Origin of the sequence: Vibrio sp. M60_M70 (genome assembly GCF_037162085.1) — a bacterium.
GTDB classification, from domain to species: domain Bacteria; phylum Pseudomonadota; class Gammaproteobacteria; order Enterobacterales; family Vibrionaceae; genus Vibrio; species Vibrio diabolicus.
The window spans coordinates 134,400-160,185 of the sequence record NZ_JARLUL010000001.1; the positions used below are offsets into that span (position 1 = coordinate 134,400).

Annotated in this window: 28 protein-coding genes and 1 pseudogene; 21 read left to right on the forward strand and 8 right to left on the reverse strand. The window is 45.6% G+C overall.

The features are described 5' to 3' along the window. The first annotated feature begins 3 nt into the window (after nt 1-3). Nucleotides 4-781 (forward strand): annotated as a pseudogene (locus tag P4S59_RS00640) (class I SAM-dependent methyltransferase). A 186-nt stretch (nt 782-967) separates the two neighbouring features. Next, nucleotides 968-1,540, forward strand: a complete 573-nt coding sequence (locus P4S59_RS00645) for a hypothetical protein (RefSeq protein WP_337167864.1) — start codon at nt 968-970, stop codon at nt 1,538-1,540. A gap of 72 nt (nt 1,541-1,612) precedes the next feature. Here the strand turns inward: P4S59_RS00645 and P4S59_RS00650 are convergent, their stop codons facing one another. Then, nucleotides 1,613-2,491, reverse strand: coding sequence for a carboxylate/amino acid/amine transporter (locus P4S59_RS00650; protein WP_006741764.1), 879 nt, complete (start codon nt 2,489-2,491; stop codon nt 1,613-1,615). Nucleotides 2,492-2,555: 64 nt separating this feature from the next. Continuing rightward, nucleotides 2,556-2,981 (reverse strand): universal stress protein UspA, encoded by a 426-nt coding sequence (gene uspA / locus P4S59_RS00655; RefSeq protein WP_005379165.1) that lies wholly within the window; start codon nt 2,979-2,981, stop codon nt 2,556-2,558. A gap of 282 nt (nt 2,982-3,263) precedes the next feature. Here uspA and ftnA point away from each other — a divergent pair, with 282 nt between their 5' ends. From ftnA to P4S59_RS00670, 3 genes are all read left to right on the forward strand, one after another. Continuing rightward, nucleotides 3,264-3,791 (forward strand): non-heme ferritin, encoded by a 528-nt coding sequence (gene ftnA / locus P4S59_RS00660; RefSeq protein WP_005379167.1) that lies wholly within the window; start codon nt 3,264-3,266, stop codon nt 3,789-3,791. A gap of 91 nt (nt 3,792-3,882) precedes the next feature. After that, complete coding sequence (gene uspB, locus P4S59_RS00665; protein WP_005394407.1) at nt 3,883-4,206, forward strand: universal stress protein UspB; 324 nt, start codon at nt 3,883-3,885, stop codon at nt 4,204-4,206. Between the two features lie 180 nt (nt 4,207-4,386). Next, nucleotides 4,387-5,580 carry an NAD(P)/FAD-dependent oxidoreductase gene (locus P4S59_RS00670; protein ID WP_337167865.1) on the forward strand — a complete coding sequence of 398 codons (1,194 nt, stop codon included), beginning with the start codon at nt 4,387-4,389 and terminating at the stop codon, nt 5,578-5,580. Between the two features lie 96 nt (nt 5,581-5,676). On the opposite strand, the gene P4S59_RS00675 is transcribed toward P4S59_RS00670, so the two are convergent. Next, nucleotides 5,677-7,020, reverse strand: coding sequence for a sigma-54 interaction domain-containing protein (locus P4S59_RS00675; RefSeq protein ID WP_337167866.1), 1,344 nt, complete (start codon nt 7,018-7,020; stop codon nt 5,677-5,679). A gap of 434 nt (nt 7,021-7,454) precedes the next feature. Between P4S59_RS00675 and P4S59_RS00680 the strand changes: the two genes are divergently transcribed. The 5 genes from P4S59_RS00680 to P4S59_RS00700 all read left to right on the forward strand — a co-directional run bounded on the left by P4S59_RS00680 (nt 7,455) and on the right by P4S59_RS00700 (nt 10,770). Beyond that, nucleotides 7,455-8,006, forward strand: a complete 552-nt coding sequence (locus tag P4S59_RS00680; protein WP_012841234.1) for a BON domain-containing protein — start codon at nt 7,455-7,457, stop codon at nt 8,004-8,006. 45 nt (nt 8,007-8,051) lie between these two features. After that, nucleotides 8,052-8,228 carry a DUF1328 family protein gene (locus P4S59_RS00685; RefSeq protein ID WP_012841233.1) on the forward strand — a complete coding sequence of 59 codons (177 nt, stop codon included), beginning with the start codon at nt 8,052-8,054 and terminating at the stop codon, nt 8,226-8,228. A gap of 8 nt (nt 8,229-8,236) precedes the next feature. Next, nucleotides 8,237-8,434, forward strand: a complete 198-nt coding sequence (locus tag P4S59_RS00690; RefSeq protein ID WP_048624594.1) for a hypothetical protein — start codon at nt 8,237-8,239, stop codon at nt 8,432-8,434. 103 nt (nt 8,435-8,537) lie between these two features. Continuing rightward, nucleotides 8,538-8,969, forward strand: a complete 432-nt coding sequence (locus P4S59_RS00695) for a hemerythrin domain-containing protein (RefSeq protein WP_047009374.1) — start codon at nt 8,538-8,540, stop codon at nt 8,967-8,969. A gap of 142 nt (nt 8,970-9,111) precedes the next feature. Beyond that, nucleotides 9,112-10,770 carry a diacylglycerol kinase family protein gene (locus P4S59_RS00700; protein ID WP_337167867.1) on the forward strand — a complete coding sequence of 553 codons (1,659 nt, stop codon included), beginning with the start codon at nt 9,112-9,114 and terminating at the stop codon, nt 10,768-10,770. Nucleotides 10,771-10,974: 204 nt separating this feature from the next. Here P4S59_RS00700 and P4S59_RS00705 read toward each other — a convergent pair whose 3' ends face one another. Together P4S59_RS00705 and P4S59_RS00710 are read right to left on the reverse strand one after the other, a co-directional pair. After that, nucleotides 10,975-11,373, reverse strand: a complete 399-nt coding sequence (locus P4S59_RS00705) for a hypothetical protein (RefSeq protein ID WP_005379193.1) — start codon at nt 11,371-11,373, stop codon at nt 10,975-10,977. Between the two features lie 155 nt (nt 11,374-11,528). After that, the gene (locus P4S59_RS00710) at nt 11,529-11,966 is read right to left on the reverse strand and encodes a DUF2383 domain-containing protein (protein ID WP_005394423.1); all 438 of its coding nucleotides are present in this window, start codon (nt 11,964-11,966) and stop codon (nt 11,529-11,531) included. A 363-nt stretch (nt 11,967-12,329) separates the two neighbouring features. On the opposite strand from P4S59_RS00710, the gene P4S59_RS00715 reads away from it, so the two are divergent. From P4S59_RS00715 to P4S59_RS00730, 4 genes are read left to right on the forward strand one after another with little or no spacing between them, the layout of a single operon-like run. After that, on the forward strand, nt 12,330-12,578 hold the full coding sequence (locus P4S59_RS00715; RefSeq protein WP_005394426.1) for a hypothetical protein: 249 nt from the start codon (nt 12,330-12,332) through the stop codon (nt 12,576-12,578). Between the two features lie 46 nt (nt 12,579-12,624). Then, nucleotides 12,625-13,137 (forward strand): hypothetical protein, encoded by a 513-nt coding sequence (locus P4S59_RS00720; protein WP_337167868.1) that lies wholly within the window; start codon nt 12,625-12,627, stop codon nt 13,135-13,137. Then, a complete protein-coding gene (locus P4S59_RS00725) occupies nt 13,082-13,477 on the forward strand; it encodes a hypothetical protein (RefSeq protein ID WP_337167869.1) in 396 nt (131 codons plus the stop codon). The genes P4S59_RS00720 and P4S59_RS00725 overlap by 56 nt, the downstream gene beginning before the upstream one ends. 43 nt (nt 13,478-13,520) lie before the next feature. Next, entirely contained in the window at nt 13,521-14,591 is a 1,071-nt protein-coding gene (locus tag P4S59_RS00730) for an AI-2E family transporter (protein ID WP_005394430.1), read from the forward strand. 18 nt (nt 14,592-14,609) lie between these two features. Here P4S59_RS00730 and P4S59_RS00735 read toward each other — a convergent pair whose 3' ends face one another. Both P4S59_RS00735 and P4S59_RS00740 read right to left on the reverse strand, forming a co-directional pair. Continuing rightward, nucleotides 14,610-17,057 carry an EAL domain-containing protein gene (locus P4S59_RS00735; RefSeq protein ID WP_337167870.1) on the reverse strand — a complete coding sequence of 816 codons (2,448 nt, stop codon included), beginning with the start codon at nt 17,055-17,057 and terminating at the stop codon, nt 14,610-14,612. A 191-nt stretch (nt 17,058-17,248) separates the two neighbouring features. Then, nucleotides 17,249-18,157, reverse strand: coding sequence for a DMT family transporter (locus P4S59_RS00740; protein ID WP_170902480.1), 909 nt, complete (start codon nt 18,155-18,157; stop codon nt 17,249-17,251). Nucleotides 18,158-18,325: 168 nt separating this feature from the next. Between P4S59_RS00740 and rmuC the strand changes: the two genes are divergently transcribed. The 7 genes from rmuC to tatC all read left to right on the forward strand — a co-directional run bounded on the left by rmuC (nt 18,326) and on the right by tatC (nt 24,515). Then, the gene (rmuC, locus tag P4S59_RS00745; RefSeq protein WP_006741771.1) at nt 18,326-19,858 is read left to right on the forward strand and encodes a DNA recombination protein RmuC; all 1,533 of its coding nucleotides are present in this window, start codon (nt 18,326-18,328) and stop codon (nt 19,856-19,858) included. A gap of 78 nt (nt 19,859-19,936) precedes the next feature. Then, nucleotides 19,937-20,716 (forward strand): bifunctional demethylmenaquinone methyltransferase/2-methoxy-6-polyprenyl-1,4-benzoquinol methylase UbiE, encoded by a 780-nt coding sequence (gene ubiE / locus P4S59_RS00750; RefSeq protein ID WP_005379210.1) that lies wholly within the window; start codon nt 19,937-19,939, stop codon nt 20,714-20,716. 11 nt (nt 20,717-20,727) lie between these two features. After that, nucleotides 20,728-21,363: a ubiquinone biosynthesis accessory factor UbiJ gene (locus tag P4S59_RS00755; RefSeq protein ID WP_065646522.1), complete on the forward strand. Its 636-nt coding sequence runs from the start codon at nt 20,728-20,730 to the stop codon at nt 21,361-21,363. After that, a complete protein-coding gene (gene ubiB / locus P4S59_RS00760) occupies nt 21,360-22,994 on the forward strand; it encodes a ubiquinone biosynthesis regulatory protein kinase UbiB (RefSeq protein ID WP_139059546.1) in 1,635 nt (544 codons plus the stop codon). Before P4S59_RS00755 ends, ubiB begins: the two co-directional genes overlap by 4 nt. Nucleotides 22,995-23,046: 52 nt before the next feature. Further along, nucleotides 23,047-23,292: a Sec-independent protein translocase subunit TatA gene (gene tatA, locus P4S59_RS00765; RefSeq protein ID WP_005382958.1), complete on the forward strand. Its 246-nt coding sequence runs from the start codon at nt 23,047-23,049 to the stop codon at nt 23,290-23,292. 3 nt (nt 23,293-23,295) lie between these two features. Beyond that, a complete protein-coding gene (tatB, locus tag P4S59_RS00770; RefSeq protein ID WP_005382959.1) occupies nt 23,296-23,694 on the forward strand; it encodes a Sec-independent protein translocase protein TatB in 399 nt (132 codons plus the stop codon). Nucleotides 23,695-23,762: 68 nt separating this feature from the next. After that, nucleotides 23,763-24,515 (forward strand): twin-arginine translocase subunit TatC, encoded by a 753-nt coding sequence (gene tatC, locus P4S59_RS00775; RefSeq protein WP_005394442.1) that lies wholly within the window; start codon nt 23,763-23,765, stop codon nt 24,513-24,515. A 460-nt stretch (nt 24,516-24,975) separates the two neighbouring features. Here the strand turns inward: tatC and P4S59_RS00780 are convergent, their stop codons facing one another. Continuing rightward, complete coding sequence (locus P4S59_RS00780; RefSeq protein WP_337167871.1) at nt 24,976-25,737, reverse strand: TatD family hydrolase; 762 nt, start codon at nt 25,735-25,737, stop codon at nt 24,976-24,978. Nucleotides 25,738-25,786 lie beyond the last annotated feature (49 nt).

The window sequence follows — 25,786 nt, forward strand, 5'->3', positions numbered from 1 at the left end:
CTTTTGCAACTGCAATTGATCTGTGAAGACCCGTCTCAACAACCTCATCTGGATGAACTGGCTGCGCGCTGGCAGCTTTCTCACACTGACGAGAGCGATTTTGCTTTGGTGCTGACCACCGAGCGTTTAGAGCTGCGTAAAGTGGATGAGCCAAAGTTGGGCGCTATTTTTGTCGATTTAATTGGTGGCGCAGTGGGACATCGCCGAAAATTTGGTGGTGGTAAGGGCCAAGCCATCGCAAAAGCCGCAGGTTTGAACAAAGGGGCAACGCCAACCGTTCTAGACGGCACGGCGGGGCTGGGACGTGATGCGTTCGTTTTGGCCTCGCTCGGCTGTAAGGTACAGATGGTGGAGCGACACCCGGTAGTCGCAGCGTTGCTGGATGACGGCTTAGCGCGTGCGAAACAAGACCCTGAAATTGGAACTTGGGTATCAGAGCGTATGTCGCTGATCCATGCCTCCAGTCATGATGCATTGGAACAGCTGGCACAAGATGAAGACTTTGTTCAGCCAGATGTGGTGTATCTCGACCCTATGTATCCGCACCCAGAAAACAAGAAGAAATCGGCGCTCGTAAAAAAGAGATGCGCGTTTTCCAATCGTTGGTTGGCGCCGATTTGGACGCCGATGGTTTGCTAGATCCTGCCATGGCGTTAGCCACAAAACGCGTGGTGGTGAAGCGCCCAGACTATGCAAACTGGCTGAACGAGCAAAAGCCGACTATGGCGATTGAAACCAAAAAAATCGCTTTGATGTCTATGTTAAAGCCTCAATGGCATAACTTCCTGACCGCTCAACTTTTCTTGTCACAGTACGGTGTATCGTGCTGTGATCAAGACTCTCTTTCTGAATCGTTACTGATAGTTTTCTCTTGCTAATTCTCCTCCCTGACTGTATATCTAACTAAGAATTATTATTATTTCACTTATTGTGATGCGGTCGATAATTGGGAAGCTGGAGTAGTAGAATGGCTAAACGCTTATGTAAAATGAGTCGTAAACAGATCGCGGCGGAGCTTGGCGACATCCATCGTTTAGTTGTCGCACCAAAGTTTGTTTGTCGCTCTTGCGCACGCTCTTCAGCGGCCAAAGATACCCTGTGTAAGCCAGCCGCTATTCCGCCGCAAAAATGCCAAGACAAGCCATTGAACGAGCAACAATCATGTGGCTTATTGGCTGAAGCGCTGCCAGTACAACCGATTCCTATGACAACAAAACAAAGCAACGAAAAAGCAGCGATTGTGAAGCGTGTTGTTGAGCGCGTAAAAGAGAAAAAGCAAGCCGAAAAATCCCTGGATCCAGTAAGAACCGACGTACCAGTATGGTTTGATTTAGCGGATAAAAAATCGCTTAAGAAAGCGAAAAAAGCACTGAAAAAGCATTATAAGCAGCAGAAGAAGTTGTTAAAAGTAGCGAAAAAACAACAAAAGTTACTTAAGCGTCAGCGCAAGCTTGAAGCGCGCAATGCCAAGCTAGAGGTGTTGCTATCAACGCCACCTAAGGCGTTGATGAGCGCAAGTTCGCAAATGAAAGTGCATTAATCTAATCCAAAAAAACGCTCTCCAGTTGGAGAGCGTTTTTTATTGTCGGTATGTGTGTTGGGAGTGGTCGCTTTACTTCTTGGCGTAGCTCATTTCGACGCGCTTTTTCACCCAGGTTTCGTTAATCCATAGCGATAGCATGATGATCGCACCGCCAATGGCGAGTCGCATGACATCAACATCGCGGTTCCAAATCACAATGTTCACAATCAAACCCGCCGGAACCAATGCGTTGTTCATTACTGCAAGTGCTCCTGCGTTCACCATGGTTGCGCCTTTGTTCCACGCGAAGTAACCAAAACCGGAAGCAATTAAACCAAGGTACGTCAGAATGCCCCATTGCGTTGCGGTGGTGGGTAGTTTGTCGAGGTTGCCCATCAGAGCGAAAGCCACGGTTGCTACACAAAGCGCACCTAAGTAGAAGTAACCAAACACGGTGTGTTGTGGCAAATCAACCGGTTCACTTTCCATGATGTATTTGTAGCCTACCTGACCAATGGCAAAACAGAGGTTTGCTCCTTGTACGACCAAAAAGCCCAGCAGGAAGTCTTCATTAATGCCTGCAAACTTAATCCAGGCTGCGCCAAATACAGCAATTGCCGCGGTAACCAAATACCAAGGTGAAAAGCGACCTTTCAAGAAGTCATAGATCAGCGTGACGTAAATGGGCGTGAATACGGTGAACAGCAATACTTCTGGCACGGAAAGGAGCAAAAAAGATTGGTAGTAGAAGCAGTACATCAGACCGAGCTGAAAGCCACCGACCGTCATCAGTTTCGCGATTAAGGATTTGCTAACGCCGCGGAATTTTAAAAAGGGAATGAAAACCAGACTCGCCAGTGCCACGCGCATGAACACCGAGAACCAAGAATCAACCTGACCAGCGAGGTAAACGCCGATCAGGCTAAATGAGAATGCCCAAAGTAGGGTAACTGCGGATAGATAAGCCATGGATGAGAATCTTTATCAACAACAAATGTGCCCGCAGTCTAACCAAGTTTTAACGTCGCGCCAATCAGTCTTTTAGCGGTACGACCAGCATATCGACTGGAGAGCAGTTAATCAGTTGTCGAGTCGAAGACAGAATCTTGCTCCAGAAATCTTGGTGATGACCACAAACCACCAAGTCGATACTGTAATCTTGAATGGTATCGCACAGCTCATTACTCAAATCGCCACTACCGACCAACGTATGGGCTATTGGGTATTGCGCATATTCTGCGAAATTCGCCAATTGTGTGCGCGACGCTTCCATTGCTTGATGTTGCGCTTCTGCCATATTGATGTCGATAAGCCCGGTGTAGAGCTCTGCGTAGTTCACGTCGATGTGAATAAAAGAGACTTTCGCATCCAGAGGTTTAGCCAGTGATACGGCTTTTTTAATCAACACTTTACTGTCGTCTGACAGGTCGACTGCCACAAGTATGTGTTTGTAACTCATATTGCTATCTCCTTGTAAGGTCATAGTTTTAGATTAGCACTAACCCCCAAAAAAATTTGCTGAAGTGATCTCATATCAGTGTCGTAGGTACAAAGTCTTGTCTCAGTAATCATGTTATAGTGGCGTTATACCCAAGTGACTTTGAGATGCGGAGTTCAGCGCTCCGTTACTGACTATAGTTCAAGTAAAACCTTGCCTCTGGATGTAGAGCAAGTCAATCTCGCGGCGTCGTTTATCTCGAGGTTACTTGGGTATATTGCATGCACATTAATAGGAGTTAACATGCTGTCTCAAACTATGGTCGAACAATTGAATGAGCAAATTAACCTAGAATTTTTCTCATCCAATCTATACTTACAAATGAGTGCTTGGTGTGAAGACAAAGGTTTTGAAGGTGCGGCTGAATTTTTACGCGCTCACGCCGTAGAAGAAATGGAGCACATGCAACGCCTATTCACCTACGTAAGTGAAACTGGCTCAATGCCAATTTTGGGCGCTATTGATGCACCAAAGCATGATTTTGCTAGCTTAGGTGATGTTTTCCGCGAGACCTTCGAACATGAGCAAATGATCACGGAAAAAATCAATAAATTGGCACATGTTGCATTTACTAGCCAAGACTACTCAACGTTTAACTTCCTACAGTGGTACGTGTCTGAACAGCACGAAGAAGAGAAGTTGTTTAAAGGGATTTTAGATAAGATCGAATTGGTAGGTGAAGATGGTAAAGCATTGTTCTTCATCGACAAAGATCTAGCACAAATGGCGAAAGAAGGTTCATCTTCAATCATGGATGCTCCAGCTGCGTAAACGCGTTTTTTGACGCTATAAGTAGCGGGTAAAGACGAAGCATTGATCGTCTTTTTCTCTTGAGCATTGTTGAAGATGTAGGGAGGAAAAGATGATCAGTGGAGACACAATCTTATTTGCGCTAATGGTGGTAACTGGAGTCAACATGATCCGGTATCTCACCGCTCTTCGTTCTCTAATTTACATCATGCGTGAAGCGCATCCGTTGTTATATCAGCAAGTTGATGGCAATGGCTTTTTTACCACCCATGGAAATGTCACCAAACAGGTGCGTTTGTTCCACTACATCAAAAGTAAAGAATATCACCATCACCACGATGAGATTTTTACTGGTAAGTGCGAAAGGGTGCGTGAGCTATTTGTTTTATCGACCGCTTTGCTCGGTGTTACCCTACTCGCGGCCTTCATTCTTTAAAGAATCAATAATCTAGCGAGTTAATCTCCTAAGATTGTACGGGCATGCATAGCGCTTACCGTTTAAGCGCTTTTCCCCTTCGAGATTTGTCGGTAGAATGTCGCGCCTAGAAAGCAAGGATGTGCAATGTGCACATCCTTTTTTATTTCGATTCGATCCCAATCAGTCTAAGAGCTACCGATGAGTAAGAAATTTGATGTTGTTGTAATTGGCGCAGGCGCAGCGGGTTTGATGTGTGCTGCAGAAGCCGGCAAGCGAGGCCGTCGTGTTTTGGTGCTCGATCATGCTAAAAAGCCAGGACGTAAAATCCTTATCTCAGGCGGTGGCCGTTGTAACTTCACTAACTACGATGTTTCAGCCAGCAACTACCTATGCCAAAACCCGCATTTCGTTAAGTCTGCGCTTTCCCAATACACTAACTGGGATTTTATCTCGATGGTGTGTAAGCATAGTATTGAATTTGAAGAGCGCGATCACGGTCAGCTGTTTTGTGTCGATGCGTTTACGGCGAAAGACATCGTGAAGATGCTGCTGGCTGAATGTGACATGCCGAATATCGAGCAGCGTTACCAATGCGATGTTCACTCAATTGAGAAAATCGATGAAGGTTTTCGTCTGCACGCGGGTACCGAGCCAGTTGAGTGTGAGTCTTTAGTTATCGCAACCGGTGGCTTGTCGATGCCAAAACTGGGGGCGACACCATTTGGTTATAAAGTCGCGGAACAATTTGGTCTTCGAGTTATCCCAACCACGGCAGGGCTGGTGCCATTTACGTTGCATAAAGAAGACAAAGAAGACTTTGCGGAGTTATCTGGTATCGCGGTACCTGCGGAAATTACAGCTGAAGATGGCACGATGTTCAAAGAAGCCCTGTTGTTCACACATCGTGGTTTATCTGGCCCAGCCGTTTTACAGATTTCATCATTCTGGCGAGCGGGGCAAAAGGTGTCGATTAATCTGGTGCCAAACGATGATGTTGCCGAGTTATTAGAACGCAGCCGTGAAAAGCATCCGAATCAGTCGCTCAAAAATACGCTCGCTAAAGTGCTACCAAAGCGCTTGGTTGAAGTCTTGATTGAACGTAAAGAGCTGGTCGATAAACCGCTAAAGCAGTTCAATCACAAGGAGCTTGCGGCGATTGTGGATCGTTTAGATCATTGGGATATCGCCCCGAATGGCACTGAAGGCTACCGAACCGCGGAAGTGACACTAGGCGGTGTGGATACCGATCACTTGTCTTCGAAAACCATGGAATGCAAAGACATCAAAGGGCTGTACTTCATTGGCGAAGTGATGGATGTGACTGGCTGGTTAGGGGGCTACAATTTTCAGTGGTGCTGGTCGAGCGGCTTTGTCGCAGGTCAGTGGGTGTAATCAAACGCTACACATCCGCATAAAAGATAAGATAAAAAAGAGCACTGAATCGTATTCCGTGCTCTTTTTGTATTCTCATTGTATTCCCACAGCGAGTTACTCGTCTTGATACTTTTCGAGTTTGTTGTAGAGCGTTTTCACGCTAATGCCTAACTCTTGCGCAGATTCCGTTTTATTGCCTTGATTCTCTTCAAGCGTATTGAGAATGGCGGCTTTTTCTAGCTCTTCTAGCGAAACGCCAGCCGGAACAAGGTCTTCGATGCTGGTGCCAGTTTCCAATGGTGGTGTGTCGAAGATCAGGTGTTCATCTCGGATGGTGTCGTCAGCCAAAATAAATGCACGCTCGATCGTGTGTTTGAGCTCACGGACATTACCCGGCCAATCGTGTGCAGCGATTTTTTGGATGGCAGAATCAAGAATGGTTTTGGTTTTAGCCTCATTTGCGTTGCGGTGCGCGATAAAGTGTTTAGCCAGACCGACGATGTCACCGCCTCGATCTCGCAGTGGCGGTATCGTTAATGGGAAGTGCGATAAACGGAAAAACAGATCTTCACGCAGGAACTGCTCTTCAATGGCGACTTTAGGATCACGGTTGGTGGCGGCAATGATGCGAGTGTTGGCGATATGCACCGTATTACTACCTACTGGGCGATACTCTCCGGTTTCCAACACACGCAATAGCTTCACTTGATGCTCGATAGGCATCTCGGTGATTTCATCTAAAAACAGCGTGCCGCCTTCTGCCTGTTTAAATACACCTTGGTGAGTTTTATTCGCTCCGGTAAAGGCGCCTTTTTCATGGCCAAACAGTTCACTATCGACCAACTCTGGGCTAATCGCACCACAGTTAATCGCGATAAAGGGTTGTTGCTTGCGATCGCTAGCTAAATGAATGGTCTGTGCGACTAACTCTTTACCCGAGCCGCTTTCACCGACAATGAGGACGTTGGCTTCTGTTTTTGCGACGCGTCGAATCATGCGATAGAGCTGATGCATTGGCGATGAGGACCCCACCAAAAGGCCAAATTGGTCGAGATCGCTAGTGGACACTTTACGTCCTTGATCTTGTTTTTGCTGATAGTACTGGCTGACTTCGCTTAGGGTGTCCGTCAAAATGGCAATATCTACGGGTTTTCTGTAGTGAAAAATTGCACCTAAGTTCATTAGCTTATCCAAATTTTCGTTTGGAGCACCAGAGCTAATGATGATCAAGTCCATATCGTAGATGTCTTCGATATTAGAAAGGCGCTGGTAATCTGTGCTAGTAAAGTGGGCGACTTCAACAATCGCAACTTCCGGTTTGAGTTGTAGGAAATCTTCAATCCAACCATCTGCGGCATCGGTATTATGCAGACGAAATTTGTTCAGTTCCTGGCAAGAGGCAATAGCATCTTTAAGTGTCGGGTCTTGTATTCGTAGAAACAGGCTTGGCAACGACATAGAAATGTCCTCTTTACTATGACAGAAACAATGTACGTGGATTATTCTAAGTGCACAAGACAAAATATTGTCAGCAGAGATTTAAGGGTCTGTAGGCTATTTTAATGTTGTTGAACCTATCTTGGTATATATCAGTAATAATTCTGATAAATATTGCTTCTTTATTCGGGTATCTCACGTTTAAATAATAATTCTGCGATTAAGTGAAGTTGAAGAAATAATGTCTCATCTTTTATTGGCGTATTATGTAATTGATTGCGAAATTATTAACGATTAAAAATTACATTTCTTCTGTGTAAATAATTCATGCTTATATTTTCTTGTTTGTCTTATTTTTATCTCTTGTTTTTATTATTCCTTTAAAAACAATTGGTTAAAAACTTGGCACATGGTTTGCTCCTATGGAAATACAACGTCAATAAAGGAGAATTACCATGAATAACATCGCAGCTAAAATTGTACTTACGTCAGTTCTTGCTACTTCATCTACAGCAGTCTTAGCGAGTGATAAATGGGAAAAAGAATCCATGGACGCTTGGCTAGATGGTAAAGCCGAAACTACGCTGCTGCTAAACAGTAACCTTAACTCTTTTGATATCAACACCGATGTTGAAAATCAGGTAGTTACCCTTTCTGGTTCGGTAAACAATGACCTTGAAAAATCGCTTGCCGAAGAGCTTGTAACAGGTCTTGATGGTGTGAAAAAAGTAAACAACGAATTGTCAGTAGTGAATGAAGGTAAGAAAGAAACCGATTCAGAGGCATTAGCCACACTGACCGACTCTAAAATCACGACTATAGTTAAAACTCGCCTACTGATGGATACCAATGTAAGTGGTACGGACATTGATGTAACGACGGAACGTAAAACGGTAACGTTGGCAGGTAAGGTTAATTCAGATGCGGAGCATGATCTTGCACTTTCAATTGCAAATAATACCAATGATGTAAATAAGGTGATTGATAAGCTAGAAGTGGTTCAATAATAACGAGCCGAGTGACCTAACCCAATTTTATTAGGAGGTAACACTATGGTTCGTTGGATGTTTATTTTTCTGGCTTTGGCACTGGTTTCTGCACTACTAGGTTTTACTGGTATTGCAGGGGCGGCGGCCTCTATCGCGCAAGTGATATTTTACCTATTCCTATTGTCATTAATTGTATCAATAGTGATTGTTCTGCTAGGAAGAAAAAACGTAAATAGATAGGAGATTTCATGCGACTTACGTCATTAATTTACCGTATCGCCGCAGTATTTGGTTTGGTGTTCGCACTGGCTGCTTGTAGTGAAGAAGGGCCAATGGAACAGGCAGGCAAGAAGATAGATGAAGCCGCCGAAGAAACTCAAAACGCGATTGAAGATGAGTGTGAAAATATTAAAGAGAACTTGAACGCAGAAGACCAAGATTGTTAGTTGAGTCAGGTCAGCTTTTTGTTCACAGCAATGTAAGAGAAGGGCGGTCAATCACCGCCCTTCCTTTTATCCCAATTGTTTACAATCAGATGAGGAGTCAAAGATGAAAAACATATTTGATGTACTAAAAGAGAGTCATGAAAAGCAACGCCTTTTACTCGATGCTCTGATGGAAACGTCTGGAGATTCCCCTGCACGCGAAGAGTTTTACCACAATCTTAAGGATGAACTCGAACAGCACGCCGCCGCAGAAGAGCGCTTTTTCTACGCGCCTTTAATCGAGAGCGATAAAACCATCGATCTTACTCGTCATGGCATCGCAGAGCACCACGAGATTGATAAAGTGATTGCACAGCTTGATGCAACCGACATGAGCTCGCCAGCATGGCTCAACCTCATGAAAACTTTGCGTCACAAAGTATTGCACCACCTCGAAGAAGAAGAGCAGCGTTTTTTCCAATTGGCCGGTAAGGTGATGACCGATCAGCAGAAAATGAAACTAGCGGATAGCTACGTCGATGAAATGGCTAGCTAGGTGGAGTATTGGTCCTTTTCGTGCCATTTCGGCACGGGAAGGGGCCCAATCAAAGCGTTTACCAAGCTAATTAGCCTAAACTAAAACCAGCTTATTCTCACTTTCACTAAAAAAGCGCACTCGCTGAAGGCAAGGAGAGCGAATGTTTATCATCAAATATTATATTCTTGGCGCTCTGATCAGTTTATTGGCCGCTATTTATATTCCCCAAATCATGGTTAGCCTGTTGTTCTTGTGGGTATCTCTTTCTTTAGCATTAGTCAGCGTAGCCTACGTTTTCGACATTCCCTCCATTTTTAGAAAAAACCAAGACGGCAAGATTGTCAGGTGGATCCGCTGGGCATTCATCCCCTTTTTACTGGGCGCTAGAGCATATAATGCCTGGGAAAGACGGCGCGATACTGTGCCTCCAATCCAAAAAGTCAGCGATAATTTATACCTCTCCCGTCGGCTATTTCAGAGTGACTTAGATTTTCTCGAATCCAATGACATCTCTTGTATTGTCGATGTCACCGCAGAATTTGCTGGGCTTGAAAGTGCGATGACCGACAAGCAGTTTCATTACCTTTCGATTCCGGTACTTGACCACAAAGCCCCAACGTTGGAGCGCTTGCGTCATGCGATTAACTGGATTGATACGCAAATCTCGTGCTCGCGAGCTGTGGTTGTGCATTGTGCGTTAGGGCGCGGTCGTTCGGTGTTTGTTGTTGCGGCGTATCTACTGAGCAAAGATCCGTCGCTGACGGTTGAGTCTGTGATGAAAAAAATCAATGACGTGCGCAGTACCGCGAGATTGAATAAATTGCAGATCAAAACGTTACGAGCGATAAGTGAAAAAGGCGTACTGGGTCTGGATCAGTCCACTTGGATGGTAGTTAACCCTGTTGCAGGTGGCGGCAAATGGGAGGAAAACGAACAGCACTTGATTCGTGAGCTAACCAAAAAATATCGTTTGAGTATTCATCAAACGACGACAGACCTCAGCGCCGAGCAGCTCACGCTGCAGGCAAAAGAAAGTGGGGCTAAGCAAATTATCGTAGCGGGTGGCGATGGCACAGTGACGGAAGTGGCGAGCCAGCTGGTAGGTACTGATATCAAACTCGGTATTGTTCCGCTCGGAACCGCCAATGCGTTATGTCATGTGCTCTATGGAGTTGGCGCAAAATTCTCACCAGTCGAAAAAGCGTGTGAAGCATTGCTAGCAGGTCACTGTCAACGTATTGATACGGCGGAGTGTAATCAGAGGCTTATATTGTTAGTCCTAGGTATTGGCCTAGAGCAGAAAATGATCGAGCATGCGCAGCGAGAAGAGAAAAACACCTTTGGACAATTGGCCTACTTAACGGGCTTTTTTAACGCGGTGGTGGCGGAAGAGATGCAGACGTTGACTGTTGCGATGGATGCGCCATTTGAAGATGAAAACCGCGAAAATGGATCACAAACGCTAGAAGTTCATAGCTTTGTCGTTGCGAACATCGCTCCTTTTAGTACGTTGCTCGCGCAAGGTGGTGGTGCTCCGCAGCCTGACGATGGCAAGCTGCATATCACGTATTTAGATAACACCGAATCTTTAGGTGGACGCCTCATCGCATTGTCTGATCTGACATTAACCAGCGTAGGTGCGCAGGAGGAATCGACTCATTTTCAATACGCGACGGCTCAGAATGTCACTATTTCTGCGAACAAACCGATTGAGTATGTGATTGATGGTGAGCTTTATTCTGATGAGCAATTAGCGATTAAGCTTCGTCCAAAATCGTTGAATGTATTTGTCCCAAGCGGGAGAAGTAAATCGGCTTAGCTTTAAAACAGATAAGCAGTGGATAATGCGCCATTTGCCTAGTGCTTTATAGCGTACCTTTGTTTACCGGTTTAGTCGTAGTTTTGAGGGAACCAATAAGGTCGCTGCGTAGGTGCAGCGGCTTTTTTATATCGGCATTTTTTGTATCTGAGAGAGCGTCTATTTATCGTTCTCGAAGTGAAAGGAAGAAGGGGGTGAGTATGACTACTCACCCTGGGGTAAGTGCTTTTCAATTTCATCGTTTTCGACTTGTAAAGCAGCTAACCAGTAAGAAACAAGCGCCGTTAAGTTGGTGTCGTCAATGGCTCTGAGTAGCGCTTTTAAATCATCTAACAACAACTTGTTCATGAAATGCATTTCTTTGTAATTACCTAGTTCGGCAACGCCGTATTCGGTGGCATTTTCCGCAATGAATTGTTCACCATCTTGGTCGAAGAACAACTTCGCCATCTTTTTGATCATCACTTTTTCTATTTTAACGAATCGATACGCCGCTCTTGCGAGTGTCATATGCGATTGCGGATTAACGAGAGGCAAACACGTTTGGCGATGGTGTGTCATTTTTACGAGTAGCTCCCTTACTCGATTATTATCCAATGTCATACTGACCTCTTTATTTATGACTACCGTGTTGATTACTCGGTTTAGCGTTTTCTAGTTTTGGTTGTATTGAGGTGCCAGTGGTCTTATCAGAAATGGCCAAAACGAGTTGGCCATTTTCTCTGCCAGCGCTTGATTGCAAAGGCGACCACTAAGGATCAGCTGATAAGGCTGATGCTGCTGAGCTTTTCTTTACAGCTTTTGATATCACTGCGAACTTTCAGTAGAACCGAATTATCCGCTTGCTCTGGGTGGCTAGTAATTAGGTTTTCGATCTCTTTGAGCACCTTGCTTTCAACACCTTCGAGCTGTTCCAAATACATGGACTCTTTGTCAGAAGACACCTCCTTCATCACATCGCTGTACACTTCACGCGCTTTAATGGTGTAGGAAACCGGAGTGTCGTCGGCAGAGTCTTCCTGGTTATTTGCCAATGTGTAGGGAGTAAGCTCAAGCACCGCTCGCTCACGTACTCTAAGCAGTTCTACCAACACATTATTCAAAGAAGTGTTGTCAATGTTCTCAATGGCCTTGTTGTAAATGTCATTTCCGCTCTCGATAAGCTCAATGATTGAGGCGATATTTTCATTTTTCATATCTCACTCCTGATTTGGTTGGTGATGGGAGTGTTTGAACGTATGGGGAACAAACACCGATGTTTCATCTTTAGTTGCAGGTTGTATGCCAAGGAATGTTATTTTTCTATTAATCAATTGGTTATGAGTTTATTGCGCAAGAATTGGAGGGTTGCAGACAAGGCGCTAAGAAAAAATTACAAGAATGCTGGGGAAGTCTGGAAAGAATTACACGTACAGATAAGCATTTGTCGTGAAATAAAACAAAAACCAATTAAAAACATGTACTTATAATTTTGGCACGGATATGGCTTTGTAGTGAGTAAGTGAGTTCAAAAGTTGTTTCACTTGATTTACTACTCAACTCATCAACGGAGGCTAGTTATGGCTACAACAAAAGAAAGCACAGTAAAACCTCAAGAGCAGTTAGAAGAAGCATATCACTTGGCGGAGCAAGCCACGACGGAAGCCGTCGGCGCAATGAAAGACCAAGCTAAAGAGAAATTTGATGTGGGCGCGGAACACGTTCAGCAGGCGACCAAGTCGGCAGAGAACGTTATCAAGGAGCGTCCATTGCTGAGCATTGGTTGTGCCTTCCTTGCGGGTTGGGCGGTTTCGAAGCTGATCAAATAATCACGGTCCAACGGATTAAGCCACATAACAGAAGGCGAGGGTTCCAATGAATAATTCCGGACAAGTCACCAACCAGCAACCGGGCTCGGCCGCAGCAGACAGCGGTCGAGCCCCAAGTGGGGCAGAAGAGCAGGATATCCAACAAACCATCAATGGTTTGAGCAGTATTCTTTCACAACTGGACCGATTGACTCAATCGCTGAAAGCGTGGTCGGGTTCAACGTTGGATTTGTTCCTCTTGGAGGTGAAGATTAATGCGTCCGCAGCGCGACAGATTTTGCTATGCACCATTGTTTTTACCTTATTGTCGGTATTGTTCGTGTTCAGTTTGTGCCTTGCTTCTGGTGTGGTGGCTTATCAGCTGACCGCTAACGTATATGTTGCCGTGGGCGTATTTATTGCGTCCTTAGGTTTGGCATTATTGTCTTTAGCTTGGTGGCAGAAGCGTTTAGTTGGTTTCCTTGGATTCAAAAATACGACAGAACAGTTGCAGGAGGGGTGGGATGCGCTCGCTACAAAAGCTCAATCGAGCCATTCGAATCAAGCGGATGGAAGGTAAAGCATCTTTAGAGCAATGCTGCTTATCGATGGAAATGTTCACGTTTACCACTAAGAAGTTTGTGAAAGAAAATCCTTGGACGACGCTAGGTATTAGTGCTGTCGTTGCCGTTACCGCTGCCAAAGCGGGTCGATTGTCTCGACTGACTTCCTCTATCTCTTCCATGGGGCTATTGGCGAGTAGTGTCTCCGAACTAACGGATTCGCTTGCCAAGCCAGTTATGGCAGCGTCTTCTAACCAGTCGGGCGTAGAACAAGGTCAAAATGCTGAACCACAAGCAAGCAATACTGCTTCGATAGAAGAGACCGCGACAGAAACAGAAGCCGAGCAACCCCAATAACGGCTTTCGCCGATAATTATTCCTACCGACCTTGAGCCTTTTTATGACAGCGAAATTGAACATTCCTGCCAACACCGCGATTGGTGCAACCCTTCTTGTCTTATTGCTCGTTCCTGGGCTGTATTTTGCTAAGCCAATCTTGTTACCTATTGTGCTTAGTACCTTTATTTCGCTGTTATGCAGTCCTTTCATTAACTATCTTGAAGACAAAGGTTTACCGCGCGCGATTACCGTCGTGGTGACTCTGTCATTCTTGGTTGGTGCTTCAATTATTGGCCTTGCTGCCATGTCGGAGCCTGCTAAGCAGTGGTGGTCTGAACTGCCCAGTATCGTGAAAAATGTGTCGCAAGAAGTGAGTGAAGTGACTCAAGCCTCGGCGGATCACCTTAATACGCCGCTGAATATTGCCAGCGATATGGGTATGGATGAAGTCGGGAACAATACCGTATTTTCTTTGGTGAAGACACTCGCGACCACGACGCCGACCATTTTGACACAAGCGATGATCGTGCTGTTTATGGTTTATTTTATGCTCAATCACGGACGCAGCTTATTTCGAAAGTCAGTGTCGTACTTGCATGGGTTTGCCAAGCAGCGCCAAGCGATTGAACTGGTCAAAGCACTACAGAAAGACCTATCTCGATACATTGGCACTATCACGTTAGTGAATGCGGGACTTGGGTTGAGTGTTGGGGCGGTGTTTTTTGTTTTAGGCCTTGAGGATCCGTTCTTGTGGGGCGCGTTTGCTGGCGTGATGAATTTTGCGCCGTATCTCGGCCCAGTCATCTCCATGGTGAGTTTCGGTTTTGTGGCTTATCTGCAGTTGGAGTCGGTCAGTTTTATGCTCACTGTGGTGTCTATCTATTTGTTGATCAACTTGATTGAAAGCCAGTTTGTCACGCCAACGTTATTAGGGAAAAGATTCAATTTAAATCCGTTAGTGATCTTCGTTTGGCTCGTGTTCTGGGGTTGGCTTTGGGGCGGTATGGGGCTCTTAATCGGTGTACCGCTATTGGTCTGCATTAATATTTTGGTTGAGCGTCTGGAGCTGTGTCAATCAACTCAAAGTCAACCAAGCCAAACCATCCCCGAGGATGTGGCTCCACGAGAATGACTTGGGCGACAAGCTGGCTCAACGAAAAAGTTTTTCCGCACTTACTGGTCGGCTAAAAAGATACCCTTGACCGTAAACACAGCCTTTTTCGAACAAGTAATCGGCTTGCTCCTGAGTTTCTATTCCTTCCGCTACGACTTTCAATGACAGTGTTTTTCCCATGGCGATAATCGCATTCACAATCGCATTGCTATCGCTATTGCTGGGTACATCACTGACAAACGAACGATCAATTTTCAGCTTATTGATGGGTAAACCTTTCAAATAAGACAAAGACGAATAGCCTGTGCCGAAATCATCCAGAGAAATCTCGATGCCTAACCCTCTTAGTTGATTTAACGACGCAATGGCTTGTTGAGGGTCGATCAGTAAAAAGCTCTCGGTGATCTCCAAATCCAGCTGTTGAGCAGGGAAACCAGTTTGATTGAGGATATCGCTCAATCTCTGAATGAAATTCGATTGCTGAAGCTGTAATGCCGACACATTAACCGCAATTCTGCCAAACTCAACGCCTTGTTTCAGCCAAGCATTTCCTTGCTGACAAGCGTGTAGCAAGACCCACTCGCCAATGCTTTGGATAAGCCCCGTTTTTTCTGCAATTGGAATAAAGTCGGCTGGTGGTACAAGGCCAAATTCGGGGTGCTGCCAGCGTAATAAGGTTTCAACGCCAACAATCGCATGTTGCTCCAAGTTATACTGTGGCTGGAACTCTAATCGAAGTTGCTGTTTTTCTATCGCTTGATGTAAAGCAGATTGAATGCGCACATGAGATACGGATTTATCGGTTAAATCTGGCGAGTAAAATGCGTAGCCGTTGCGCCCATTTTTCTTCGCTAAGTACATTGCTGTATCTGCGTTTTTGAGTAAGGTTTCGCTGTCTTGGCCGTCTCTTGGGTATAAGGCTATGCCAATACTGGTCGAGACGCGCAGTGAGTCGTGATTTGCCAAGTCGAACGGTTGTTGGAAAACGCTGAGAATATCGCCGACGGTTTCCAGCAAAGCCACATCACTGTGGACGTCCGGCAAAATGATCACGAACTCATCGCCGCCAATACGAGCCACATGCGCATTTAAGTGAAGAATATCTTGCAGACGGATAGCCAACTTAGACAGCAACTGATCACCACAAAAGTGACCCATGCTATCGTTAATGTGCTTGAAATGGTCGATATCCAGAAATAGGGTGGCAAACGTCTGTTGGTTCTTGTGCCCGGTTTCAATGTGTTGCTCAAGCAAGCTAAGTAAATGGGTGCGATTAGGTAGATTCGTTAACGGATCATAAAAGGCCATGCGCTGCAGTTTTTCTTCGTGCGCTTTACGCACGGAAATATCTTCAAATACACAGATGTAGTTAATGAGATGATTTTTATCGTCCATTACGGCACTAATGGTCGCTAACTGCGGGTAAATGCTGCCATCTTTCTTTCGGTTGATGAACTCGCCTTTCCATTGACCTTTGGTTTCGAGCTGATGCCACAACTGTTTATAGAAGCCTTGGTCATGATGACCAGAGCGCAGAATTCTGGGGTTCTTTCCAATCACCTCTTCAGAGCGATAGCCGGTTATTTGAGTAAAGGCTGTGTTTACATCAATGATGTTGGCATTGCGATCAGTAATGACCATGCCTTCTTGTGAGTTATTAAAAATTTTGGACGCCAATGAGAGTTGCGTTTCGACCATTTTCCGGCGTGTGATGTTGCGCGTCATGCCCAGAATGCCAATTAAGTTACCGTCATTAGCACGGACAGGAGACTTAATGGTTTCTAGCCAAGTTGGGTTATTGTTTTCATCAATTTGGCGGCATTCTTCGACGATGTTCAGCGTGCCTGTCGCCACGACCAAGTTATCGGCCTCAATGAACTTCTCTGCTCGCTCGTGGCTAAATAGTGCGAAATCATCTTTGCCGATGATCTCACTGTTGGTCTTTTGCCACGCATTTTCTACGCTTCGGTTGGTCATCGAATAAAGACCATCCATGCCTTTTATCCAAATATGGTCTTCAAGGCAGTCGATAAACTCTTGCAGCGTCGGTAATGGTGTGGTCGCTGTAGTTTGATGGCGTGTTCGTTCTTGCTGGTAGTGTGAGCTGATATCAAAGCTCATTCTTCCCACTAATGCACTCAGCCAAGCAGAGACTACTGTGATTTGATCGTCAGGGTGAGTCAGCGCTAATACGGCAAACAGATCGCCATTTGGTAGCCAAATCGGACCTATGCTCAAGGTTTGCTGTCCAAAGGATATGTGGCTTATCGTCAAGTCTGTCGGTGTAAATTGAGCGGCAACTTGCACTACCACTTCGACGATAGCGCAATGATTTTGAACCGAGGTGGACACCTCAGTTGATAGCCACTGCTGGGTATCGCTCAGAGTATAAAGTTGTCCCTGAGCTTGAGTAGCATCACAGCATTGTTGCAGAGCCTGTTGCCAGTCTGCCATCAAAGGCGAAGGAATAGCGAAGCGAAACATAATTAATAACGTGTCCTGAAGCGCCCAAAGATAGTGGTATTAGAATCTAGCTTAAGCTATTGGGCCGTGTTGGTATCGTATCCAACGCTTAGGTAATTCCCAGCAGCGTAAGGCGCTTTCTATCATTAAACTGTTAGCTATATCTCTTTTTTATCCAACTCATTGCATCGTTTATTGAGGTTTTTTGTTCATCATTGAGAAGTGCTCATGGCTTTGTTTTTTTTACCCCACGATACTTGTTGGACCACTAATCCACTGATGATCAGTATTAAACCAATCAAGGTTGATGGATGAATTTCTTCACCAATGATGGTTGCCAATAGCATCAGTGAGATGAATGGCGAAGCAAAGATCAGATTACTGATGCGGGCTGTGTTTTGCGTCGATTTGAGGGCGCTCAGCCATAGGACGAAAGTGATCCCCATTTCAAATAGCCCGACATACGTCACCGCTGCCCAGCCTTTAATTGAGATTGCCTGCCAGCTCGCACCTTCATAAATACTTAAACCAATGGCAAATGGAATAGCGACCAAAAAACCAAGTAATACACCAACCACAGGGTCGGCCTTATTTTTGGTGTTTAAAATCCAGTAACCAGCCCACAACAGTGTCGATAGCAGCGCCAGTCCCACGCCCAACGGGCTCTCGAATTGCATGCCGAGAACATTGCCTTGTGTGGCAATCACAATCACGCCTACATAACTAAAACCGCAAGCGAGCCAATCTTTAGCTCGGATCTTCTGCCCTAAGAAAACAGCAGCCATTAGCGTCAAGGTAATGGCCCAGCTGTAGTTGATCGCTTGGGCTTGGGATGCAGGCAGCAAGTCATACGCTTTAAAGAGAATGACGTAATACGCCAAGGGGTTAATCAACCCAAGCAGTAGGTAATACCAAGGGTTTGAGAGGAAGGTGGCACTTAACTGGCCCAACTTGCCTTGCACACCACAGATTATCGTCAGCGCAAGCGCAGAGACGATACTGGCAATGCACAGCATTTGGATTGGCGTAAATTCTGCCAACGTGAGTTTAAATGCGGTTGCAACGGTAGACCAAAGTAATACTGCTGAGAGCCCAAATCCTAGGGCGCGACGCTCGTTCATGATGCCTCTGCGTGATGATGTGCCGCTCGGTTCAGTTAATTTGAGCGGAAGAAAGAATATTATAGGAAGGCCTAGTGTATGCGAGGATTTTTCATCCAACAAACTGGACATTTATCCAGTATCTAAATACCATTGTTATAGATACAAAACACAGGCTAACTCGCTATTATGCAATGGATTCTTGAGTACCAATCTCTCATTCTCTCTTCTCTTTGTGCTGCCACGCTTAGTGGTGTCGCCGTCGGTTGGTGGGTTAAACAGCGTTTTATCACCCAAACTCAGCTTCTCGAACAACAACTTGTTTCAGAAAAGCAGCTTCACCAACAGCAGCTTGAACAGGTTAAACAAAGCCTTGCCGATGCCCAGCAAGAGTTGGATGAATTAGATGATGAGCGCGATAAAGCCGCGTTTGAAGTACGCCAAACACATGGAAAGCTGATGGCAGCAATGGAAAAACTGCGTTACTTCGAGGCCGTAAAGCAAGAGCGCCAGCAATACTTTGATGAGCTTGGTCAGATGCGTGAGCACAAATCACGTCTAGAAACGCAACTACGTGAGCAGCAAGCACGTCATGAGCAAATCAACCAAGCCAATGCCGAAAAACTGCAAATTCTAGAGCAAGCGGAAGCGCGCCTGAAACAGCAATTTGAGCACTTGGCCAACCAACTGTTTGAAGAAAAAACCGCGAAGGTCGACTTGCAAAACCGTCAGAGTTTGGAAGGTTTGTTGTCACCGCTCCGAGAGCAGCTAGAAGGATTCAAAAAGCACGTTAATGACAGCTTTAGCCAAGAAGCTAAAGAGCGCCATACCTTAGTGCATGAGCTCAAAAACCTGCAACGTTTGAATGAGCAAATGACGCGCGAAGCGGTTAATTTGACCCAAGCGTTGAAAGGGGACAACAAGCAGCAAGGTAACTGGGGCGAAGTGGTGCTCGCGAGGGTACTTGCCGAGTCGGGACTGCGTGAAGGGCACGAATATCAGACTCAGGTGAATTTGCAAAATGAAGCAGGCAAGCGCTACCAACCTGATGTGATTGTTCATCTCCCACAAAACAAACAAGTGGTTGTGGATTCCAAAATGGCGCTGGTCGCCTATGAGCGCTATTTCAACGCCGAAACTGATGCCGATCGAGACCAGGCTTTGAGTGCGCACTTAGCCGCACTGCGTGCTCACATTAAGGGTTTAAGCATGAAGGACTACCACAAACTCAAAGGTATTCAGAGTTTGGACTATGTGCTGATGTTTATTCCGGTTGAGCCTGCGTTCCAAGTTGCGATTCAAGCCGATCCAAGTTTGATCAAAGACGCGATGGAGCAAAACATCATTTTGGTGAGCCCAACAACGTTGCTGGTGGCACTGCGCACCATTGATAATCTATGGCGCAATGAACGCCAGAATGAAAACGCCAAAATGATTGCGCAGCGCGCGACAAAACTCTACGACAAACTACGATTGTTTGTGGACGACATGGAAGGGCTTGGCGGTGCGCTGGATAAGGCGAATCAAAGCTATCAAGGCGCAATGAACAAGCTTGCCACAGGGCGTGGGAATGTGATTCGTCAAGCCGAAAGCTTTAAGCACCTTGGGGTTGAAATCAAACGACCAATTTCTTCTGACCTCGCACAGTTAGCGCAGAGTGATTCATTTTCAGAAAATGACCCGTTAGTAGAAAGACATCCGGCTGAGGATAAAGTAAACTAATCGCCCGCAGTGCAGTGGGCGATTTTATTTGTCAGCAAACGCCCCGCAGAGAGAAAGCGCTGCCTAAGAGGAATTAGAATGACGGACACAAGTTTGCAATCCAATACAGCGTTAGAGAATGAAACCACTCACTTTGGTTTCTCTACAGTGGCAAAAGACGAAAAAGTGACTAAGGTTGCCGAAGTATTCCACTCCGTGGCAACAAAATACGACATCATGAATGACCTGATGTCTGGTGGTATCCACCGCCTTTGGAAGCGCTTCACTATCGATTGTAGTGGTGCTCGCCCTGGCCAACGTATTCTTGACCTAGGTGGTGGTACGGGTGATTTAACGGCGAAATTCTCGCGCATTGTTGGCGATGAAGGCCATGTCATCCTTGCTGATATCAATAATTCAATGCTTAACGTTGGCCGCGATAAACTGCGCGATAACGGAATTGTGGGTAACGTGCATTACGTTCAAGCCAACGCAGAAGAACTGCCGTTCCCAGATGACTATTTTGATGTCATCACCATCAGTTTTTGTTTGCGTAATGTGACTGACAAAGACAAAGCGCTTCGTTCAATGTTCCGCGTATTGAAGCCAGGCGGCCGTCTATTGGTGCTAGAATTTTCGAAACCAGTGCTAGAACCGTTATCGAAAGTATACGACGCATATTCATTCCACTTATTGCCGAGAATCGGTGAGCTAGTTGCGAATGACTCAGAGAGTTACCGCTACCTAGCGGAGTCAATCCGTATGCATCCAGACCAAGAAACGCTGGAAGGCATGATGCAAGACGCAGGTTTTGAAAACACCAAATACTACAACTTAACTGGTGGTATTGTGGCTTTGCATCGCGGTTATAAATTCTAAGGGTTAACGGCATGCCATTTGAACCACTTATCACCGCTGTGATTGAAACGTCACTGAATACTCTGATCAAAGACGACCCTGCATTGGGCCGTCGTTTAGCGCGTCTAAAAGGTCAAGTTATTCAAGTTCACCTGAAAGAGATCAATAAAACACTGACATTCGTTTTTAGTCAGCAAATTGATGTGCTCGGTCATTACGAAGGGCAGCCTAACTGCTATCTATCGCTCAACTTGAGCGTGTTGCCAGAGCTGCGTGACCAGGCCAACATCACTCGCCTTATTAAACAGGATAAACTTGAGCTTGAAGGCGATATTCAATTGGCGCAGAAATTCTCTCAGTTGATGGTGGATTGCAAACCAGATGTTGAAGAGTGGTTGTCTCGCGTGACTGGCGATGTCGCCGCACATACCTTTGTGCAAGGTTCAAAAAACATCGGCAACTTTCTTGCGTCTCAAGCAGAAAAACACCAGCGTCATCTTGCGCAAGTAGTGACTGAAGAGTGGAAGTTGGCACCTGCTCCTCTAGAAGTGGCGTATTTTTGCGACCAGGTTGATGAGGTTCGCAGCCAGGCTTCTCGCGTTGAAGCACGCTTGACTGCTTTGCTGAATAAGCTGGATGCAAATAAGCCGGCATTGGAGAAACCATGACGCCAGCAGAACTAAAGCGCTTATACCACATCGCCAAAGTACAACTGGAATACGGCTTAGATGAGCTGCTTCCCGATCACCAACTGACCAAAGCTCCGTTATTACTGCGCAAAAGCCTGTTCTGGATTAAGAACAAGCATCCAGAAAAACCACTCGGTGAGCGCCTGCGTTTAGCGTTGCAAGAGCTGGGGCCAGTTTGGATTAAGTTCGGTCAGATGATGTCAACGCGCCGTGACTTATTTCCTCCGCACATTGCTGATCCCCTGGCTTTGCTTCAAGACCAAGTCGCGCCATTTGATGGTGAGCTAGCAAAAAAGCAGATGGAGCAGGCATTAGGTGGTCCGTTAGAAAACTGGTTTACCGAGTTTGATATCAAACCACTGGCGTCAGCATCGATTGCTCAGGTGCATACTGCGCGTTTAAAAGACTCTAACCAAGAAGTGGTATTAAAGGTTATCCGCCCAGATATTCGCCCGGTCATTGATTCAGATCTAAAACTGATGCACCGAATGGCGCGTATAGTCGCCGGAGCGATGCCTGAAGCACGTCGTTTGAAACCAGTTGAAGTTGTACGTGAGTACGAGAAAACATTGCTTGATGAACTCGACTTACGACGTGAAGCGGCGAATGCCATTCAGTTGCGCCGCAACTTTGAAGGCAGCGAAGAATTGTATGTTCCTGAAGTTTTTCCTGACTTCAGTAATGAAACTGTCATGGTTTCTGAGCGAATATATGGCATTCAAGTCTCTGATATTGAAGGCTTGAAAGCAAATGGCACCAATATGAAATTGCTCGCGGAGCGCGGCGTGAGTGTGTTCTTCACTCAGGTGTTCCGAGACAGCTTCTTCCATGCCGATATGCATCCGGGGAACGTGTTCGTCAAACCAGAACACCCAGAGAACCCAATGTGGATCGGGCTAGATTGCGGAATCGTTGGTACACTTAATAGTGAAGACAAGCGTTATCTGGCGGAAAACTTTCTGGCGTTTTTCAATCGAGACTACCGCCGAGTGGCGGAGTTACATGTGGACTCAGGATGGGTGCCTGCCGATACCAATGTCGATGAGTTTGAGTTCGCGATTCGCATTGTGTGTGAGCCTATTTTTGCTAAGCCACTGTGCGAAATCTCCTTTGGTCATGTGCTGTTGAATTTGTTCAACACGGCACGTCGATTCAATATGGAGGTTCAGCCACAGCTTGTATTGCTGCAAAAAACGCTGCTGTACGTGGAAGGTCTTGGTAGGCAGCTGTACCCTCAGCTTGATTTGTGGGAGACCGCAAAACCATTCCTTGAAGAATGGATGATGAATCAAGTTGGGCCGCAAGCTTTGGTGAATGCGATTAAAGATCGCGCACCATTTTGGGCGGAGAAGTTACCGGAACTGCCAGAGCTGCTTTACGATAGCCTGAAACAAGGTAAAGCGATGAACCAACGCATGGATCATCTTTACCAAGGGTATCGTCAGAGCAAGCGCCAGCAGGCGACAGGAAAGTTTTTATTTGGCGTTGGCGCCACTTTAGTCGTATGCTCGGCAATATTGGTGAACAATGCTTTTGAGCAGCTTTCGTTGGCCAGCGGTATCGCAGGTGTCACATTTTGGCTGCTTAGTTGGCGAGCTTATCGTCAATAGACGTTAAACTCTTGAAATATTTTTGTTTATTTAAAGACCCGAGGTAAAGAGAATGGGTGGTATCAGTGTTTGGCAACTTTTAATCATTGCTGTAATTGTTGTATTGCTATTCGGAACTAAGAAACTACGCGGTATCGGTGGCGATCTGGGTGGTGCCGTTAAGGGCTTCAAAAAAGCGATGAGCGAAGATGAACCTGCGAAAAATGACAAAGACGCAGACTTCGAACCAAAAAGTCTAGAAGAGCAGCAGAAAAAAGAAGCTGCTCCTGAAACGAAAAAAGACAAAGAGCAGGCGTAAAACGTGTTTGATATCGGTTTTTGGGAACTGGTATTAATATCTGTTGTTGGTCTGGTCGTTCTTGGGCCGGAGCGTTTGCCTCATGCTATTCGCAGCGTGTCTCGCTTTATCGGTGCCGCTAAGAGTATGGCAAATAGCGTCAAAGACGAATTGTCACACGAGCTGAAAGTCCAAGAGCTGCAAGAAAACTTGCGCAAAGCAGAGCAAATGGGGATGGATGATTTGTCCCCTGAGTTGAAATCTTCAGTCGAAGAATTGAAGAAGGCAGCGCAATCTGTAAATCGTCCTTACGCAAAGAACACCGATTCAGAGGCTGAGCCTGTAAAAACAGAGCCAGCAGCAGAAAAGGTAGAGAAAGCGGAAGAGAGCAAGGTTACAGCGGCAGATAAGAAAGCCGAATAGTCTCATTAGGAGGAGCTACTAGTGATTGGTAGCTCCTTTTTGATCTGGTTTTTAATAAGAGGTTTGCCATGTCTACCGTCGAGCAGACACAACCTTTAATTAGTCATTTGTTGGAGCTTCGCAACCGACTACTGCGCTCAATTTTGGCAGTGTTGGTGGTGTTTGTCGGACTAATTTATTTCTCTAACCACATTTACGAGTTTGTTTCCGCACCTTTAGTAGAGCGTCTACCTGAAGGCGCAACCATGATTGCTACGGATGTGGCTTCACCCTTTTTCACGCCACTGAAGTTGACGTTAATCGCTTCGGTATTTATTGCGGTGCCGTTTATTTTGTATCAAGTTTGGGCCTTTGTTGCTCCTGGCTTATACAAACATGAGCGTCGTTTGATTATGCCGTTGCTGTTTTCCAGCTCACTGCTGTTTTATTGCGGTGTGGCATTTGCGTATTTTGTGGTGTTTCCACTAGTGTTTGGCTTCTTTACTGCTATCTCATTGGGTGGTGTAGAGTTTGCGACCGACATTTCTAGCTATCTCGATTTTGTACTGGCGCTATTTATGGCGTTTGGTATCGCATTCGAGGTGCCTGTTGCGATTATTTTGTTGTGTTGGACTGGGGCCACCACACCAGAAGATCTAAGACAGAAACGGCCTTATATCATTGTGGCGGCGTTTGTCGTAGGTATGGTGTTAACGCCACCAGACATGATCTCGCAAACCTTACTCGCTATTCCGATGTGTTTACTGTTTGAAGTCGGTTTGTTCTTTGCGCGTTTTTATACGCGTCGAGGCGAAGAGGCAGAAGCGGAAACCGAAGAATAAGTTTACTGTAGATGTAAAAAGCGGCTCAACTGAGCCGCTTTTTTTGCGGTTGGTTTGTTTCTTGGGCTAATTACTTAACTTTCATGACGTAACCACACTTTGTGCATACGTATACTTCCTTGATGCCCAGCAGCTTTTGAAAAAAACTGCGCGGTACGCGTTGTAAGTAAGCACCATGTGTACACACTTCAACTTCCATATTCATGCTATTTTACATTTGTGCTAATTAATGGGCATAAAGCAGTATAGAAAAAGAATATGTCTAATTGTCGACAGTTTTGCAAAACAGACGAAGTAAAGTGGCGATATGAGAGGTAAGTAGAGTTGCTAGTTAATTATTATGTTTATCAATAACTTTGTGTGGGTTGTTCTATTATTTCAATAGGTTGAATCATTCATTCAATAGTTTAGGTAATAAAAAAGCGACGTTGATTTCGTCGCTTTTTTCAATTTTCGTGAATTAAATATTAAACAGCTTTTTGGCATTTTCAGTCGTTATTGCATCGATAGTTGCGACATCGACATCACGCAAGTCGGCAACACGTTGTGCAACGAGAGAAGTGTAGGCTGGTTCATTACGCTTACCACGGTGCGGTACAGGCGCTAAGTATGGACAATCGGTTTCTAAAATGACCCACTGCATATCCAAATGTGGAATGACTTTATCCATCCCGCCATTCTTAAAGGTCGATACGCCACCCAAGCCTAAGTGGAAGCCTAGCTCATTGATTGCTTGCGCTTCTTCTAAGCTGCCTCCAAAACAGTGGAATACACCACGCAGACGACCATCTTGCTCTTGTCTTAGCAAAGTGAGTGTATCTTCAATCGAATCACGAGTGTGGATAACGACTGGTAAATCCATCTCTTTTGCCCAGTTAAGTTGAGCTACGAACGCCATCTCTTGCTCGGCGCGATAGGTTTTGTCCCAATACAGGTCGATACCAATTTCGCCCACCGCAATAAACTTGTGTTTCTCAAACCAGCCGCGGATGATTTCCAACGTTTGCTCAACGTTGTTATCCACATAGCAAGGATGGAGTCCCATCATTGAGTGGCACACGTCTGGATACGCCGCTTCGGTTTGTAGCATGGGCTCAATAGAGTCCAGATCGATGTTTGGCAACAGGATCTTATTAATGCCTTGCGCTAAGGCGCGTTGTACTACTTCATCGCGGTCGTTATCAAATTCGCTGGCATAGATGTGCGCGTGGGTATCGATCATCGTTACTCTCTGTGCTTCATGGTTGGTTTCGTATTCGAAGTATACTTGA